Source organism: Bradyrhizobium canariense, from assembly GCF_900105125.1.
Taxonomy (GTDB): domain Bacteria; phylum Pseudomonadota; class Alphaproteobacteria; order Rhizobiales; family Xanthobacteraceae; genus Bradyrhizobium; species Bradyrhizobium canariense_A.
This window is the reverse complement of the sequence record NZ_LT629750.1, coordinates 4,353,088-4,369,607: the sequence shown is the minus strand read 5'-3', so window position 1 is coordinate 4,369,607 and position 16,520 is coordinate 4,353,088. Positions and strand designations below refer to the sequence as shown.

Genomic DNA, 16,520 nt, shown 5'->3' with positions numbered 1-16,520 from the left:
CGGTTCAATGCAATCGCGGCGCCTTGAGCAGCTTGGCACGATCGGTTGAGGCCAGCACCACGTCGAAGGTGACGCCTTCATGATAGACGGTGAGCGGCACGTCGACGCCCGCGGGTCCGAGCGACCAGAGTTTCCGATAAAACTCTGTTTGACTCGATATCTTTTCGCCTTTCACGGCCAGAATGACGTCGCCGGCCTTGAGTTCGGCGCGCGCCGCGGGACCCTTTGCGGAAATGCCGACCACCACGACCTTGTTCTCGATCTCGGCCGAGTACATCCCGAGCCATGGCCGCGCCGGCTTATTGATGCGGCCGAATTTGCGCAGGTCGCCAAGCACCGGCTTGAGCAGATCGATCGGCACGACCATGTTGACATGTTCGTTTTTGCCACTGCTCTCGCGCTCGAGTTGGAGCGAGCCGATACCGATCAACTCGCCTCGATCCGAGATCAATCCAGCGCCGCCCCAATTGGGGTGCGAGGGGTAGGTGAAGAGCGCCTCTTCCAGCAGATATTCCCAGTAACCAGCAAACTCCTGCTTGGCGGCGATTTCGCTCGCGACCGATCGGGTACGTCCGCCGGCGCCGCCCAGCACCACGCGGTCGCCGATTTCGGCGGCAGCCGAAGAGCCCAGCGGCAGCGGGTCGAGATCGAGGCGGCCGAGCGCCTGCACCAGGCCGAAGCCGGTTTCTGAGTCAAAGCCGAGCGCATGCCCTTGCATCACGCGCCCGTCGCCGAGATGCAACCAGACCGCTTCAGCCTCGGTGATCAGATAGCCGATGGTCAGCACCAGGCCATCATCGATCACGACACCATTGCCGGCACGCTCCGTGCCCAGATTGTCCGCGCTAAACGCATCGGGCGGGATGATGGAATGCAGGCCGACGACCGAGGACAGCACGCGATCGAGGTCGAAGTCGTAGTCGCTGGCGCGGGGCTGATTCGCCGGCGGCACTTTCCATTCAGTCAAAGAGGGCATGCAGGCTCTCCTGTTCAATCGGCGCAAGATCGGAACGGCCAAATGGCGTTCTCGATCGCCCCTACCGCAGCCCCTATTTTGTCATTCGCAATCCAGATTTCAACGGCTGGTTTGGGCTGTCGGCTCATCACTGCAATGATTCAAACGAACTCGGCAAGCAACGCGCGGGCGTTGCGGACATCGCGCGTCGTCTCTCCGCCCTCGATGGCGGCCAGGATCGGTTCCAGCAGCGCGCGAGGATCGCTGCCTGACTGGGTGTCCCGCCATAGCTGGGCGAGGTCGGTGGCGGCGCGCAGTTCCAGCAGCCGCGCTTCCTGGCGTCGGGCAACCTCGATCGCCTTGACGAAACAGGTTTCGGCGCGCGTCCGATCCGGCTCCGGCTGCCTGAGCGCGACATGGCCGCTCAGCCGGTGCATGTCGGCAAGCCAATATCCCTCTCCGGATTGTTCGACGAAAGCGAATGCATCGGTCAGAGCCGCCTCGGCGCCGGCTAGGTCTCCACCCACCAGCAGCGCTTCGGCGAGATTGGAGATCAGGATGGAGTTGCCGGCATTGCTGCCTGATCTGCGCACGGCTTCGAGCGCATCGTGAATGAAAGCGATATTGGTCTGGACCGGTTCGCGCACCGCGCGGGCGTAGGCCTGGTGAAGGCCTGCCAGCAGGCGAATTTGCTCGACTTTATTCTCGGTGCAATAGGCGACGAGCGCGGCGCTGTCACGCTCGAGGCCCTTGAGATCGGCCAGCACTGCCTTCGGCCAGGTCCCGCCGCAAAACGTTACCGTTGCGATCGTCGGAGGGTGAGGGTGGTCGAGAAGCTCGGCTCGTACCTCTTCGCTGAGCCGCGCGGCGCTGTCGAACAAGCCAAGCGATAGCCGTACCAGCACCTCATAACAGACCACAGCGAGGCTCGGATCCCATCCAAACCGATAGCTGAGCGCCCGCTGCCGCCGCGGGTCGCGATATTTGCCGCCCTTTCGCAGACTCTCCAAGGCGTCGCGGTTCTGTCCGGCGTAAAATTGAAGCGTGCCAAGCAGGCGGTAGCCGACGAGATAGTAGGTCGGGTCGTCCTGCCGTTCCGCAATGTCGATGATCTGACGCGCCAGATCGAATGCCGGCACCATGCGTGCCCGCAGCGTGTTGCCGGTGCAAAGCCCGTATAGAACGGAGATGCGCTGCAAATCCGTACCGATGCCCCGGTCCAGCAACTGTTTCGCAGCCGTGACGGCCTCGAACGTTTCAGAGGCAGACATACTTTTCAGCGGCACCAGCGCGTTGGCGCGGGCGACCAATAGCGCCAGTTCGAGCGCGTCGCGTTCCGGCCCCGCCTTGATCCGCGGGACCAGTGTGAGGCCGGTGCTGGCGTGACGTTCTGCTTCCACTGGCGCCGACTGCGAGAGGGCCTGTTCCGCTGCCGCCAGCCAGTAGGATGCCGCTGGCTCGGCAAGGCCCGCTTCGGTGAAGTGATAGGCGATCACGGCGGGGACGGACTCCTCGGTGGCGTCACGTTGCTTCAGCGCCTGCGCGATATCGGCATGGATGCGCTGGCGTCGCCCGCGCAGCAGCGAAACGTAGGCCGTATCCTGCACCAGCGCGTGCTTGAAAATGTAGCTCGTCATCGGCCCCGTGCCGCGCTCATAAATCAGTTCGGATTCCATGAGCTGGCGCAGGGCGTCCTGCAATTGCCGCCCCTTGATGGGCGATACGGCCTCCAACAGGCTGCGGGGGAATTCGCGCCCGATCACGGCTCCGATCTGCGCGATCTCCTTGATCGGCGACAGGCGGTCCAGCCGCGCCGTCAGCGAATCGTGCAAGGTCGAGGGGATCGCCAGCGGCGTCAGCATCGCGGCCAGGACGTAAACGCCGCTTTCCTCGCGCAACAGGCCGGACTCGAGCACGCTTTTGGTCAGCTCCTCGACGAACAGCGGCACGCCGTCAGTTTTCGCCACGATCTGATCGAGGACTTCGGCGGGTAACGGTTTTCCCGACGTGATCTGATCGATCATGGTGACGGCCTGAGTACGCCCGAAGCGGTTGAGCGAGAGGTTCGTGACCTGCGCGTGGTCAAGCTGCGGCACCGCGAACTCAGGTCGAAACGTCACCACGATCAGCACCGGCAAATGCCGCACTCGCTCGACAAGCTGGCCGAGCAGCTCCAGCGAGGTAGGATCGATCCAATGCGCGTCTTCAAGAACCACCAGCAATGGCATCGTTTCCGCGACTGCAGCGGCTATCGCGATCATCGCGGCCGTGGCCCGCTCCTTGAACTCGCTTGGGGCCATTTCGACTACGGGATAGCGTCCCTCGGTCGGGATCGCCAGCAGCGAAGCAAAGTAGGGCACGATGTCGCGGCAATCGAGACCGGAGCGTGCGATCATCATCTCAAGCTTCTGCAGTCGCGCGGCGGCCGGTTCGCCGCTGACAAACCCGGCGCCGCGCCAGATTTGGCCGATGACGGGATAGAATGCGTCGTTGATATGATGCGGCGAGCATTGATAGCGCAGCACCATGTGCCGCTCATCGCCAATGCGTTCGCGCAGCATCGCCAGAACGCGAGATTTGCCGATGCCGGCTTCTCCCGACAACAGCGTGACCTGACCTTCGCCCGTGGTGGCCCTGCGCCAGCGGTCGAGCAGGATTCCAACCTCGTGCTCGCGGCCAACGAAGGGCGTCATCGTCTCCGAGCGCGAAGCCTCGAACCGGCTGACGTTTTCGATTTCGTGCATCACCGACCAGGCGGGGACCGGAGCCTTGAAGCCCTTCAGCTCCTGCGGCCCGAGCGCCTTTAGCTCAAAAGCCTTGCCCAGCAGCCGCCGCGTCGATTCGGAAACCACGACCGTATCTGGCTCGGCGACGGCTTGCAGCCGCGAGGCCAGATTCGGCGTATCCCCGACGACGCCCCGCTCGCGTGCATCGCCTTCCCCAATCAGTTCGCCGACGATGACAAGGCCGGTTGAAATACCGATCCGCACCCGGAGTTCGACGCCGCGCTCGCACCGAAGCTCGCCCACCGCCTCGACCAGCGCGATGCCCGCCCGTGCCGCGCGCTCCGCGTCATCCTCATGCGCGCGGGGATAGCCGAAATAGATTGTCGCGCCGTCGCCCAGCCATTTTGCGACGTGGCCGTCAAAGCGCGCGATCGCGGCCGCGATGGTGCGCTGAAACGCACGAATCAGATCGGCCATGTCTTCCGGGTCGAGCTGCGCCGTCAACGCGGTCGAGTCGACGAGATCGCAGAACATGATGGTCAATTGGCGCCGGTCGGCGGCGTCCTGCGGCTTCGACCCTGAGGCCCGCTGCTCGCGGATGGCGCGGAGTATCTTTAATCTGTGCCCGAGCGAAACCCCGAGGTCCTTGAGGTGCTGATCGGTCAGCTCGCTCAGTACATCGCCGTCGATCTCGTTCTCGCGAAAAACGGCTTCATATTGACCCAAGCCAAGACCGTTCAGCCAAGTCGCGACGTCCATTTGAACTCGACCCTCAGCTAGCAACAGAAATTTGCTGTCCGGAACGGCGCTCAATTAAGGCCTGAGTTTTGGTCATTGTTTCGATTCCGGCGTCAGTTTTCCGGCGACGCGCAATTACAGGGGGACCTCGGTAACACTCAACTAATATTACTTTTCATGGCAAGTGAACTACGCCGAATGACGTAGGGCGGAAAAGGTCCGGCCCGGTGATCGTCTTTCCTGCCTCGCGGCGTCTTCTAATATTTAGCAAACGCCGGGACTGCATCATAGTCGCTCGTGCGCGACCCCAGCAAGCACGAACGGCGCCGGTAACCGGCGCTACGGATCGAGTTCCGTGTCCCAGTACAAATAATCGAGCCAACTGTCATGCAGATAGTTCGGCGGAAACAGCCGGCCGTTGCGATGCAACTGGTGCACCGTTGGTGCAAACGGGGTTTGCCTCGGAAACATCCGCGCCTGCTGCGTCGTCAGGTTTCCCTTGCGCAGATTGCACGGCGAACACGCGGCGACCACGTTTTCCCACGTCGTCTGTCCGCCTTTGCTCCGCGGGATGATGTGATCGAAAGTAAGGTCGTCGCTCGCCAAGCAGTATTGGCAGACGAAGCGGTCACGCAGAAATACGTTGAATCGGGTGAAGGCGGGATGCGTGGTCGGCTTGACGAAGGATTTCAGCGACACCACGCTTGGCAGCTGAATTTCAAAGGAGGGGCTGCGCACCGCGCGGTCATAATATTCGACGATATTGACTCGATCGAGAAACACCGCCTTGATCGCGTCCTGCCACGACCAGAGAGACAGCGGGTAATAGCTCAGCGGCCGGAAGTCCGCATTTAGCACCAGCACCGGCCAACCACCTTGCGAGACATGTGCGTTCAAGTAACGCTCCTGGCCCCCGTTTTGGCTGCGAAGCAGCTTGCGTCTGACATACTACAGGCAGCGTGACGGGATTGTGAAGAGCGTTCACCGCCTTATCCGTCCCCCTCCCGGGGCGCGTCCGGATTGCATGATCGGCATGAAGCCCGCTAAATCAAGCCGGGCGGGACTTTTGGCCGCCCACGGACCCAGTGAAATGGCCCCCACGTCCCGATATTTCGAGGCGCCGCAGCGGCTGCGGGCCTTCGTTCGTGCGTATGAAACCAGTCTGGTCGTTCTTGCCGCGCTGATCGGAACCATCGGCGGGTTGGTGGTGGCCGCGATGAGCGCTGCGGTCGAACTGCTTCACGTCCTGTTGTTCAACCTCGAAATGGGAGATCGGCTCTCCAGCCAGTTCAGGATCGAGCCGCTGCGTGCCGTGCTGGTACCGAGTCTCGGCGGCCTGCTGCTCGGGGTGGCCTTTCTGCTGCTGTTGCGGTGGCGGCCGGCGCGTGAAATCGATCCGATCGAGGCCAATGCCCTGCACGGCGGACGGATGTCGTTTCGCGGCAGCGTGATCGTGGCGCTGCAGACCATCTGGTCCAGCGGGGTCGGCGCTTCGGTTGGACTTGAAGCGGGCTATACCCAGCTCGCCAGCGGGCTTGCGGCGTCATTGGGCCGTGGCTTTCATCTGCGCCGCGCCGATCAGCGCATCATGGTCGGCTGTGGCGCGGCGGCGGCGATCGCCGGCGCGTTTGGAGCGCCGCTCGGCGGTGCCTTCTATGCTTTTGAGCTGGTGATCGGGGGATATACGCCGGCGAGCCTGACACCTGTCGGTGTCGCCGCGATCGTGGGCTATTTTGTCGCTCATGCCTTCACGGTGCTGTCGATCGGCGTCGGCGTCGGTCCGGTCGGTGACGTGCTGGGGCGGGATCTTGCCATCGCCGCGCTGCTCGGCATCCTGGCGGCGCTGTTCGGCATCGCCATTATGCGGGGCGTGGCGCTCTGCGAGACGCTGCTGTCGAAGAGCGGGCTGTGGCCGCCGTTGCGCCCGGCGCTTGGCGGTCTTGGCGTCGGTCTGCTCGCTTTGCTGTCTCCGCAGGTGATGTCGTCGGGGCACGGCGCGCTACATTTCGCCGGGTTCGTTTCAATACCGTTGGCCGTGGTCGCGACGATGTTCGCGTTGAAAGCGATGGCGTCCATCATATCGCTTGGCAGCGGCTTTCGCGGCGGGTTGTTTTTTGCCACGCTTTTTCTCGGGGCGCTTGGCGGGCATCTGTTTGCCGGCGGCATCGATGCGATCTGGCCGGGTCTCAAGCTCAACCCGAACGCATACGCCATCATCGGCATGAGCGCACTGTCGGCATCCGTGATCGGCGGGCCGCTGACGATGTCCTTTATCGCGCTGGAATCGACCGGCAATCTCTGGCTCACAACAGCCGTGCTGGTCGCCGTCATGATCTCCTCCCAGATCACCCGCGAACTATTCGGCTATTCGTTCGCGACCTGGCGGCTGCATCTGCGCGGCGAAACCATCCGCAGCGCGGCAGATGTGGGATGGATCCGCGACCTCACGGTGCGGCGCCTGATGCGGACTGACATCCCTACCGTGAACGCCGACATGCCGATCGAGGAATTCCGCAGCAAATTTCCACTGGGGTCGCGGACACAAGTGGTCGCGGTGGATGCCGCGGGCTGCTACGCCGGGCTGGCGCTGGTAGCGGAAGCGCACGCGCCTGACCTCGAGGCGGCGAAGAGCATCAGCGACATTCTGCATTATCGGAATGTCGTGCTGCATCCCGTCATGAACATTCAGGAAGCCATCGCGGTGTTTGACACCGCGGAAGCGGAGTCGCTTGCCGTGGTCGAGGCCGACGGCGAGCGCCGGCCGATTGGAATTCTCAACGAGGCCCACGCCATGCGGCGTTATGCCGAAGAATCCGAACAACGGCGGCGCGAGGTCGTCGGCGATATCTGAGCGGCGGAGATAGGATGGGTTCGCGTCGTGGACGCTGGTTTTGGAAGAGCAGCATGCGCAAATTGCTTGTGGTGTTGACCGTGATCGTTCTTGGTCTGCCGCCGAGGGCCATGGCCGCGGCGCCGGATTATCCCGTGCGGGCGGTAACGATGATCGTGCCGTTCCCTGCCGGGGGCGCAACCGATACGCTGGCGCGCTTGCTCGCCGAGAAAATGCAGGCCGTGCTCGGCCAGCCCGTCATCATCGAGAATGTCGCGGGCGCTGCCGGCAGCACCGGCGTCGGCCGCGCCGTTCGCTCACCCGCCGACGGCTACACGCTGAGTATCGGCACCTCGACCACGCATATGCTGACCGGCGGTCTCTACATCCTTCCATTCGACCTGTTGAAGGATCTGGAGCCGATCATCCTGATCGGCAGTGAACCGCTACTGATCGTCGGCAAGAACAGTCTGCCGGCGGACGATCTGAAGGGGTTGATTGCCTATCTGAAGGCAAATCCTGACAAGGCGTCGGTGGGCGTCGCCGGCGTCGGCGCGACCGGTCATCTCACCGGCATTTCGTTTCAGAAGACGACCGGGACGAAGTTTCAGTTCGTGCCATATCGCGGCAATGCGCCGGCCATGCAGGATCTGCTGGCCGGGCAGATCGACTTCATGATCGAGCCATCTTCGAACTTCAAGTCGTTGCTCGCAGCCAAAAGCGTCAAGCCCTATGCGATCACCGGCAGGACCAGGCTGCCTTCGTCACCGGATATTCCAACGGCGGACGAGGCCGGGCTGCCCGGCTTCTTCGCCTCCCTCTGGTACGGACTTTGGGTGCCCAAAGGCACGCCAAAGTCCGTCGTTGCAAAGCTGAATGCTGCCATGGTCCAGGTGCTGGCCGACCCGTCAATACGAAAGCGCCTCGATGATCTCGGTATTGAGGCCTCTCCGCTCGACCAGCAATCGCCTGAAGCCCTGCATGTTTTCCAGAAAGCCGAAGCGGAGCGATGGTGGCCGATCATCAAGGCCTCCAACCTCAAGGCAGAATGAAGCGCCCCGAGCGGACGACTAAAAGTCGTGTCTGATTCCGAAACTGAAACCCTGGGCCAGCAGCGTCCCACCATTTACCTGTCCGCTGCGCCCTAAATCTTTTCCAGCTTCTGCAGGCAGCGCGCCACCTTCACCTCTGTAGGCATCGGCGTATCCGGAAAGCTGGTCTTCCAGTCGGTGACGCCGACTTCGCCGACATAGATGTCGCCCTTGGAATCGAGCGCGATGCCGTGCGGCGCGAGGAATTTGCCGGTCTCGAGACCGGGTCCGTTCTCGCCGCCGAGCCGTGCAATGCGCTTTCCTTTTGCATCGACAATGGTCAGGCGGGGCCCAAGGTTTGGCACCTTGCGATTGACCGGCATGCCGGGGCCGAGCTCGCCGATAATGAAATTCGGCTGCTTGCCGCCGCAGCAATGCAGCGCACAGGGCCGGTGCAGATTATTCCACTGCGTTTCGTATTTGCCGTTGCCGTCGAACACCTGCACGCGATGGTTCTCGCGGTCGGCGACGTAGACGAAGCCATCGAGATCGGTTGCGATGTTGTGGACGATGTTGAACTGGCCGGGATCGGTACCCGGTTCGCCCCAGCTTCTGATCAGCTTGCCGTCGGGCGTGTATTTGTGGACGCAGGCATTGCCGTAGCCGTCCGAGACATAGATCTCGCCCTTGGGCGAAAGCGCCGTATGGGTGCAGCGGTGGAACGGCTCGCCGCTCATGAACGGCGCCGGTCTGTTCGGGATACCGATCGTCAGCAATACTTTGCCGTCGGACGAGCACTTGCGCACGGTGTGGTCGCCATCATCGGTGCAATAGAGATTGTCGTCAGCATCGATATGCAGTCCGTGCGCGCGGCTGAACAGGCCTTCGCCCCAGCTTCGGATGAAATTGCCCGCGCGGTCGAACACCACCATCGGATGGGGGCCGCGATTGAAGACATGGATGCGGTCCTTGCTGTCGACCGCGACGGAGGCGACGTCGGTAAGATTCCATCCCTCGGGCAGTTTCGCCCAGTTCTCCACCACGCGGTAGCGGTGCTCGCCCGAGCCGAGAATGGCCGTCATGTGTTTCTCCCGATGTTGTTCTTTCACGACAGCTTGGATCGAAAGCCAGCCCTTGTCATCCCTGGATGGCCGGTTGCGCGTCTGATGACGCGCCGCGCCGCGATTTGAGTTCGTGGCGAGTGACGTTCGCCTGGTTAATGCTCCATATCCTCGGCTGCGATGATCCGCTGGCGAAGCGCAAGACGTACAAGTTCGATGTCGGATGTGACGCCGAGTTTGGCGCGGATGAGATAGCGCGTATTGGCCGCGGTCTTGACGCTGATATGCAGCGTCTCGGCGATGCTATCCACGGATTTTTCGGCCAGCAACATGCGTAGGATCTCGAATTCCCGCGGGCTCAACGCGTCCACGGCTGAAGGTTCGTCGGCAATCCGGTTCATGGCGAGTTCGTGGTCGATGTCGGGGCTGAGCGCGATGCGCCCGGCCACGACCTCAGCGATCGCGCGCAGCAGCGCGTCCGGTGGGCTGCTTTTCGTGACAAAGCCGCGTGCGCCCGCCTTGATCGCCTGAACCGCATAGGCTGCGCTTTGGTGCATGGTGAATACGAGGATGCGCGCCGAGTTGTCCCATTGCCGGATGCGCCGGATCGCCTCGACGCCACCAATTCCTGGCATCGATAAGTCCATGATGACGAGGTCGGGCCGGACCTCTTTGTAGACACGATAGGCGTCGGCTCCGTTGTCAGCCTCGGCGACGACCTGAAGGCGGCCCTGTTTCTGCAACAGCGAGCGATAGCCCTCGCGAACGATCGCGTGGTCGTCCGCCAGCATCACGCGCGTGAACCCCCCGGCGTCTGGCATGCTCAATGCTCCGACCCCAGATTAGGAATGGTCGCGACAAGCCGGGCGCCACCCGCCGGCCGCCGCTCGAAACGCAACGTTCCGCCGAGCGAAACGACCCGCTCTTGCATGCCGAGAAGCCCCATGCCGGCTTTCGGCGGAAGACTGCCGCACGTCGGCTCGCCATCGTCTTCGACGCTCAAGACGATGTCGGCTTGTCCTGCCTCGAGACGCAGTTGCACGCTTCGTGCCTGTGCGTGCTTCGCCGCATTGGTAATCGCCTCCTGCGCGATTCGATAAAGATTGGCACGGACGCTTGGCGGCAAATCGTCGACCTCGCCCGTGATGGTGATATGGAATCGGGTGCGGCCCTTCTCGAAGCCGTTCCAGCTCGCAACCAGGCTTTCGAGACTGAGGGCGAGGCCGAGTTCCTCGACGTCGGGCGGGCGCAGGCGCACCAGCGCGCCGCGCAGCGTTTCCATCATGCTTGCCGTCGTGCGCGAAATGCTCCGGCATTCTTCCAACAGCGGCGGACATTCCCGCTCCGCCGTATGGGCGGCGGCGGCGGCCTGTGCCGCGATGGCGGTGAGTGATTGACCAAATTCGTCGTGCAACTCGCGGGCAAGATGGCGCCGCTCCTCGTCCTGCACCGCTATCAGTTTTCGTGTCAGCGCGTTACGCTCGGCGAGCGTGGCCTCCAGCCTTTGCGCAAGCGCGTTGAAGACGGTGGAAATAGCCGAAAGTTCGGCGAGATCGAAGCTGGGCAGCCGCGCCGAAAGATCGTTCGCCGCGAGCTGCTTTAGGCCGGCGCGAATGGCGTGCGTCGGCCGCAGGGCACGTGCCAGCGCGGCATAGACGGCGAGGCAAAGTCCCGCCAGGGCGAAAGCCATGATGGAGAGAAGGCGGCTCGCTTCGCGCCAGCTCCGGCTAATCTGCGTGGCAGGATCGAAAGTCGCGACCGCCGTGCCCTGGGGCTCGCCCTCGATGAGGAGCGGCATCGAGATCGGTTCGCCGGGGTGAAAAATGGCCCGATAGAGCGCGGCGAAACTTTCAGGCGCGGCAGTTTCGTCGGCAAGCGCGCCGCTGCACATACCCTGGCGGAAGGCCCCGGCTTTGTCCCGATAGGTGATGCAGAGGCCTGGCTCCATCAGAGGCGCGGCAACCCGTTGCAAGTCGGGCGTTCGGCTGGAGGACAACGAGAACCAATGCGTCTGGACCTGCTGTAACGCGATATCCTTGGCGACGATTTCGGCGATATGGCTTGCCTTGGCTCTCGCGATGCGGTCGCTGTCGAACAAAGCGTAGGCCGCGACAGCGAGGAAGCAAAGCGCTGCGAGCGCCGCGACGCGTAACGCCAGTCGCAGCTTCAGATCGATGGCGCGCGCGCGGCGCCCCGTAGAATTAGGGGCCTGTTGCAAGGTCTCTCCCATTCCCCCTACATCTAGAAGCAAATTGCGCCGAGAAGAAAGGGCCACGCGACAACATCGGGCATTTCACCCGGTCAATTCAGGGCAGGTCTCCGTTTCGCGAGCGGAGCAGTTCGGGCGATATGGCGACGATTTCACACCCTGAGGGCTGATCCATGCGCCGCATTGCTTTCATTCTCGCTCCGGTAATGGTTTTTGCAGGACTCGTGGTCGCCACCGCAGACCAACCAGCGGTGCATCCCCCGATCAAGCTTGCGGTCTTTCCGTTTGAGCTGGAAGATTTCAGCGCCGCTGCGGCGTACATGCCCCCCGACGACATCGACCGCGAGCAATTGCGGCTTTCGACGGAAGAGGCGCGCCGGCTGATCGCGGAATCGGGGCGCTACCAACTGGTCGACATCGGCGAGGTACACGACGAAGCAGCCAAAGCGGGCAAGCTGCGCGATTGCGGCGGTTGCGATGCCAAAATCGCCGCTGGCCTTCACGCGGACCAGTCCATGATCGGGATCGTCACGCGCATCAGCCGAACCGATTACGCGGTGACCTACAAAATTCGCGACGTCCAATCCGGGGCGCTGGTCGACGTCGAGCAGACCGACCTGCGCGCCGGCGCCAACTCGGCCTGGAGCCGTGGCGCACGTTGGCTGATCGAGCGCCGACTGCTGGAAAAAGCGAACTAGCGCCAAAGGCACATCCGCCAATGGCGGACCCGTTCCCCATGGAAAAGCCCATGAAATGGAAAAGCCGATGAAACCAAGCTCAGTTTGCCTCGCCCTGATTGCCGCCATCATTTTCTACGCCAATCCTGTCCGGCAAAGTCAGGCGGAAGGCGAGGCGCCCGTTCTCGCGGTCGCCGAAATCCAGTATGTCGATACCTCGGGTGAGGTCATCGATCAGAGCGCCGACCATTTCCGGCGCTTGCGCAACTTCGAAGCCTCGTTGCGCGCCGATTTAACGGCGAGCGGAAAGGTACGAAACGTTGCGCTTGATTGCCCGGCAAACGCCTGCTCGGTTGGCGACATTGATGTCGGTGAGTTGCTCGGCAAGGCGCAAGTGGCGGGCGCCGCCTATCTCCTGATCAGCAGCTTTCACAAGCTGAGCACGCTCGTGCAATGGGCAAAATTCGATATTATCGACGTGAAAACGCGGAATGTCGTTTTCAATCGTCTCGTCACTTTTCGTGGCGACAACGACAAGGCCTGGACCAACGCGGAATCCTTCATCGTCGGGGAAATCCTGGATCATGAGGAACGGTGATGTGGAACGGGTGCGCTGCGCGGCAGCAACCCTTCCTCGATCGCCTTGATCTGCAGCGCGAGATATTTCGAGTTGATCCGGCATTGCGCCAGGCTGCCGGCGATGAACCAAAGACCGGCCTGGCCGGTGCGCGTGTACATGTTGCGCAATTCCTGGCCGTCGCCAAATCCCCAGATCGGGCCGACGCGCGTGACGACTTGTTCGCCGAACAATTTGCGCACCAGATGTTCCTGCGGTTTGTAGCCGGTGGCCAGCACGATCAAATCGGCTGATATCGTCTCGCCGTTCTTCATGCGCGCGCCGTTCGTGACGAAGGAGTCGATATCGGCGAACTGTGCCAGCTTGATCGCGCCGCTCGCGACCAGATCGGAGCAGCCGACGTTGAAATAATAGCCGCCACCGCGGGTGAGATATTTGAACTGCCAGCCGGTGCCGCCGTCGCCGAAATCGAGTTTGAATCCGATGCGCTCCAGACCATCCAGCAATGGCTGGTCGAATTTTTTCGATTGCTCGGTCAGCATGACGTGGCTGCGTTTGGCCAGCGTCAGCGGCATCGATGTCGCGATCAGGTCGTTATCGTCGAGCGTGCCCTCGTTGTAGACGGAATAGGCCAGTTGCGCCGATGGTTCGATATTGGTGATCAGGGTCGAAGAACGTTGAACCAGCGTCACCGCGGCGCCGCTCGAATGCAGGTCCTGCGCGATATCGTGGCCGCTATTGCCGGTGCCGATGACGACAGCTTTTTTACCCTTCCAGTTCTCGCCGTCGTCATATCGGCTGGAATGCAGCACGGTGCCGCCAAAGTTTTTCAAGCTGGCAATTTCAGGCAGGTTCGGGATGCCGCTGACGCCGGTGGCCATCACGACGTGCCGGGGATGCATGGCTCGCCTGGTGCCGTCGGCCCGGCGCAGCACCACCGACCAGCGTCCCTCCGCTTCATCATAGACGCCGCTCTCGAACTCCGTGCCGGTCCAGAAGTTCAGCTCCATGCTTTCGACATAGGCCTCGAACCAGTTGGCGAGCTTGTCCTTGGGGATATAGACCGGCCAGTTCGGCGGGAACGGCATGTAGGGCAGGTGATTGACCTGCACCTGGTTGTGCAGCGTCAGCGCGTGATAGCGCTTGCGCCAATTGTCGCCGACGCGGGCCTCACGGTCCACGATCAGCGCATCGATCTGCAATTGCTTCAGCCGCGCTGCGATCGCAAGCCCGGCCTGTCCGCCGCCGACCACCAGCACATCCGGATCGCGATCGGCATATTGAACGGCGGCTTTGCGCTGATCGAGCCAGTTCGGCCCTCTGAAGTCGCGTGAATAGGCCTGGCCGCGCGGCCGCATTGTTCCCTGCTGCTCCTCAAAGCCTTTCAGCTCGTCGAGAGTGGTTAGCAATGTCCAGGCCTTGAGCCGGTTGCGGTCGTCGGCATCCGGGATCAGCCGCAGGATTCCGCTGCCACGCCCGACCGCGGTTTCGAATTTGAAAATGGCTTCGATGCTGTTGGTACCGGCGCGGGTCACGCGACGCGGTGCGGCACGATCGGGATCGATGCGAAAGCCGACGGGAACCGCGCGGACGGCACAGGCTTTAAGTTCTCTCAAAATGGCGTCGGCGCCATTGATGGTCTGCAGGTTCCAGCTCAGCGCCAGCACGTCGCGCCAGAAACTGTCGGGATGAAACAGCTTCTGCAGCGAGCCGTCATCGGGCTTGGCGAGCGCGTTTTCGAATTGCGCGAGCCAATTTTCCGCTGAAATCGAGATGTCGTCTGTTTTATCCAGCATTCGCGACCTCGCAACGGCCGTCTTCGCGGCGTTTCCTCTGTCGCGAGGCTATACGCTTTGGGGGCGCGCAGAAAGCGCCTCAGTCCAGCAACGACAGCATGTGCCCCTGATCCGGCGGAATGCGGCCGGCCAGCGTGTCGAGATAGGTTTGTTTCACCGCGGCTGGCCCGCGGCCCTCGATCACCTTGAGATGGCGTTCCAGCATCGGAGCAAAGCCGGACCATGCCGCGCTGAATCGTTTGTCGATGCCGCCGGGTCCCCATTCCCTGGCGCGCTTGCGGATCTGGTCGGGCGCAAAGAACCAGGTGGGTTTGGCGCCCGGCAATATCGGCTCGTCCGGTGAGAAGCTACGATGCGTCAGCCCGATCTGCCCGGAGTATTTCATCTGGTCGCCGAAATGCCGGTGCAGCGTCACGCGCAATTCGCTATTCCCGGCCATATCGACGAAAGCGACCGGCGTATCCGATGGCTGCGAGGTCACGCGGTCATAGGTCACGACCTCATCGTAGCAGCCGAGCGATTTGACGAAATCGACATTCGCTGCCGAGGTGAGGCCGATCACGCGGATGCCATCGCGTTGGCTGTGCAGGAGATGCGCGAGACCAAACGCCGTCTTGCTGGACGCGCTGGAGAGCATCACGCTGCGCGCGCCGTAAAACTCATTTTCCGCCAAAGAATCGTCGACCAGAAACGACAGCATGAACAGCGGCCGCAGCAGCGCCTGCTCATCGCCCTGCCGCCCGGCAAAGCTCGGATCGCCGCTGACGCGCGCATAGGCGTTATAGACCGGCGCTACCCCTTGCCGATGCGCGGCGGCGTCGCGCAGGCCGCGCCTGCTGACGTCGGAAGCTTCGATCACCAGATGCGTCGCCATCGGGAAATAGCCGAACAGGCGATCGCCTTCCGGAATATCAGGATGGCGCGAGGCGATGACATCGCCAAATCCCCACACCGGAATATTGCCGAAATCCTTTGGCGCGGGAAACAGCTGCCAGTATTTCAGTTGGTCGCCAAGCACGGCATAGGTGATGTTGTTGGCGGTGAAAGCGAAGCGGTCGACCTTGATCAGCAGCGCGTCAGCGGGCAACACGGCGGCGTCGGGCATCTCCGTCTCGATGAACTTCCATTGCTGCAGGTCATTACGCGCAACGACGAAATCGGTGGATTTCATTTTTTCGATCCCGGCTTTTGTCGAGCCGTGATCTTTGCTTTTGCCGATGACCGTTTTGCGACCAACGCTTTGTTTAAAACAGCGTTCGGTTTCCTAACGTCGCCGATGACGCCTTCGCGCTTCTTCAGAGCCCGGTAGTAACTCCACCACAGATGCGCAGCGGCGCCGCGCAACGGGCGCCATGGTTCGGCGAGCGGCGCCATTTCCTTGGCGCTCGGGCGCGTTTTCAGCCCGAGGCCGATCTTGACGGCTTCCTGCACGGCGAGATCGCCCGCGGGCCAGGCGTCGCCATGCCCGAGACAAAACAGCAGATAGACATCGGCGGTCCACGGGCCGATGCCGTGCAGTGCCGTCAGCGTGTTGTGCGCGGCATCCGCATCCTCGTTTGCCAGCACGTCGAGGTTCAACCGTTCCGCGGCGAGCTCGCGCGCGATGCTCTTCAACGTCTTGATCTTGGCCGCTGACAGGCCAAGCCGGCCGAGACGACCGGCGCGCGCTTTTGCAAAGCTCTCGTGATCGAACGGATCGAACGCGGCGCTGAGCCGCGCCCAGATCGCGCCGGCGCTTGCCGTGGACAGTTGCTGGCCGGTGACGATGTGCGCCAGGCCGGCAAAGCCGGCCTCGCGACGCCGCAGCGCCGGCATGCCGGTGATTTCGTAGATGGGTGCAAGGCGCGGATCCTGCCTGACCAGCGCGTGGACGGCGTCTTCGAGATCGGTTTGGGTGTTGAGATGAACGGTCATTGCGCC

General features: G+C 62.4%; 13 protein-coding genes. 4 read left to right on the top strand and 9 right to left on the bottom strand.

Annotated features, from left to right (window positions below):
- Positions 1 to 4: 4 nt before the first annotated feature.
- The 3 genes from BLV09_RS20865 to BLV09_RS20855 all read right to left on the bottom strand — a co-directional run bounded on the left by BLV09_RS20865 (position 5) and on the right by BLV09_RS20855 (position 5,316).
- A complete protein-coding gene (locus BLV09_RS20865) occupies positions 5 to 976 on the bottom strand; it encodes a S1C family serine protease (protein ID WP_100384253.1) in 972 nt (323 codons plus the stop codon).
- Positions 977 to 1,116: 140 nt separating this feature from the next.
- The gene (locus BLV09_RS20860; RefSeq protein WP_146688706.1) at positions 1,117 to 4,440 is read right to left on the bottom strand and encodes an adenylate/guanylate cyclase domain-containing protein; all 3,324 of its coding nucleotides are present in this window, start codon (positions 4,438 to 4,440) and stop codon (positions 1,117 to 1,119) included.
- A gap of 318 nt (positions 4,441 to 4,758) precedes the next feature.
- Complete coding sequence (locus BLV09_RS20855; protein ID WP_100384251.1) at positions 4,759 to 5,316, bottom strand: HNH endonuclease; 558 nt, start codon at positions 5,314 to 5,316, stop codon at positions 4,759 to 4,761.
- A gap of 193 nt (positions 5,317 to 5,509) precedes the next feature.
- Between BLV09_RS20855 and BLV09_RS20850 the strand changes: the two genes are divergently transcribed.
- Together BLV09_RS20850 and BLV09_RS20845 are read left to right on the top strand one after the other, a co-directional pair.
- Positions 5,510 to 7,270 carry a chloride channel protein gene (locus BLV09_RS20850; protein ID WP_146688705.1) on the top strand — a complete coding sequence of 587 codons (1,761 nt, stop codon included), beginning with the start codon at positions 5,510 to 5,512 and terminating at the stop codon, positions 7,268 to 7,270.
- 53 nt (positions 7,271 to 7,323) lie between these two features.
- Positions 7,324 to 8,301: a Bug family tripartite tricarboxylate transporter substrate binding protein gene (locus tag BLV09_RS20845; RefSeq protein WP_146688704.1), complete on the top strand. Its 978-nt coding sequence runs from the start codon at positions 7,324 to 7,326 to the stop codon at positions 8,299 to 8,301.
- 92 nt (positions 8,302 to 8,393) lie between these two features.
- Here BLV09_RS20845 and BLV09_RS20840 read toward each other — a convergent pair whose 3' ends face one another.
- From BLV09_RS20840 to BLV09_RS20830, 3 genes are all read right to left on the bottom strand, one after another.
- Positions 8,394 to 9,362, bottom strand: a complete 969-nt coding sequence (locus BLV09_RS20840; RefSeq protein WP_146688703.1) for a peptidyl-alpha-hydroxyglycine alpha-amidating lyase family protein — start codon at positions 9,360 to 9,362, stop codon at positions 8,394 to 8,396.
- A gap of 134 nt (positions 9,363 to 9,496) precedes the next feature.
- Positions 9,497 to 10,168, bottom strand: a complete 672-nt coding sequence (locus BLV09_RS20835) for a response regulator (RefSeq protein ID WP_433994349.1) — start codon at positions 10,166 to 10,168, stop codon at positions 9,497 to 9,499.
- Positions 10,165 to 11,559, bottom strand: a complete 1,395-nt coding sequence (locus BLV09_RS20830) for a sensor histidine kinase (protein ID WP_244548768.1) — start codon at positions 11,557 to 11,559, stop codon at positions 10,165 to 10,167. The genes BLV09_RS20835 and BLV09_RS20830 overlap by 4 nt, the downstream gene beginning before the upstream one ends.
- 215 nt (positions 11,560 to 11,774) lie before the next feature.
- Here BLV09_RS20830 and BLV09_RS20825 point away from each other — a divergent pair, with 215 nt between their 5' ends.
- Both BLV09_RS20825 and BLV09_RS20820 read left to right on the top strand, forming a co-directional pair.
- The gene (locus BLV09_RS20825; RefSeq protein ID WP_167558823.1) at positions 11,775 to 12,248 is read left to right on the top strand and encodes a DUF3280 domain-containing protein; all 474 of its coding nucleotides are present in this window, start codon (positions 11,775 to 11,777) and stop codon (positions 12,246 to 12,248) included.
- Positions 12,249 to 12,315: 67 nt separating this feature from the next.
- Positions 12,316 to 12,825 carry a DUF2380 domain-containing protein gene (locus tag BLV09_RS20820; protein ID WP_167558822.1) on the top strand — a complete coding sequence of 170 codons (510 nt, stop codon included), beginning with the start codon at positions 12,316 to 12,318 and terminating at the stop codon, positions 12,823 to 12,825.
- Here the strand turns inward: BLV09_RS20820 and BLV09_RS20815 are convergent.
- From BLV09_RS20815 to BLV09_RS20805, 3 genes are all read right to left on the bottom strand, one after another.
- A complete protein-coding gene (locus BLV09_RS20815) occupies positions 12,810 to 14,600 on the bottom strand; it encodes a flavin-containing monooxygenase (protein WP_146688699.1) in 1,791 nt (596 codons plus the stop codon). The two genes, BLV09_RS20820 and BLV09_RS20815, sit on opposite strands and share 16 nt — an antisense overlap.
- Before the next feature lie 79 nt (positions 14,601 to 14,679).
- Positions 14,680 to 15,771, bottom strand: coding sequence for a DUF2855 family protein (locus tag BLV09_RS20810; RefSeq protein WP_146688698.1), 1,092 nt, complete (start codon positions 15,769 to 15,771; stop codon positions 14,680 to 14,682).
- Complete coding sequence (locus tag BLV09_RS20805) at positions 15,768 to 16,514, bottom strand: DNA-3-methyladenine glycosylase family protein (RefSeq protein WP_146688697.1); 747 nt, start codon at positions 16,512 to 16,514, stop codon at positions 15,768 to 15,770. Before BLV09_RS20805 ends, BLV09_RS20810 begins: the two co-directional genes overlap by 4 nt.
- Positions 16,515 to 16,520: the final 6 nt, after the last annotated feature.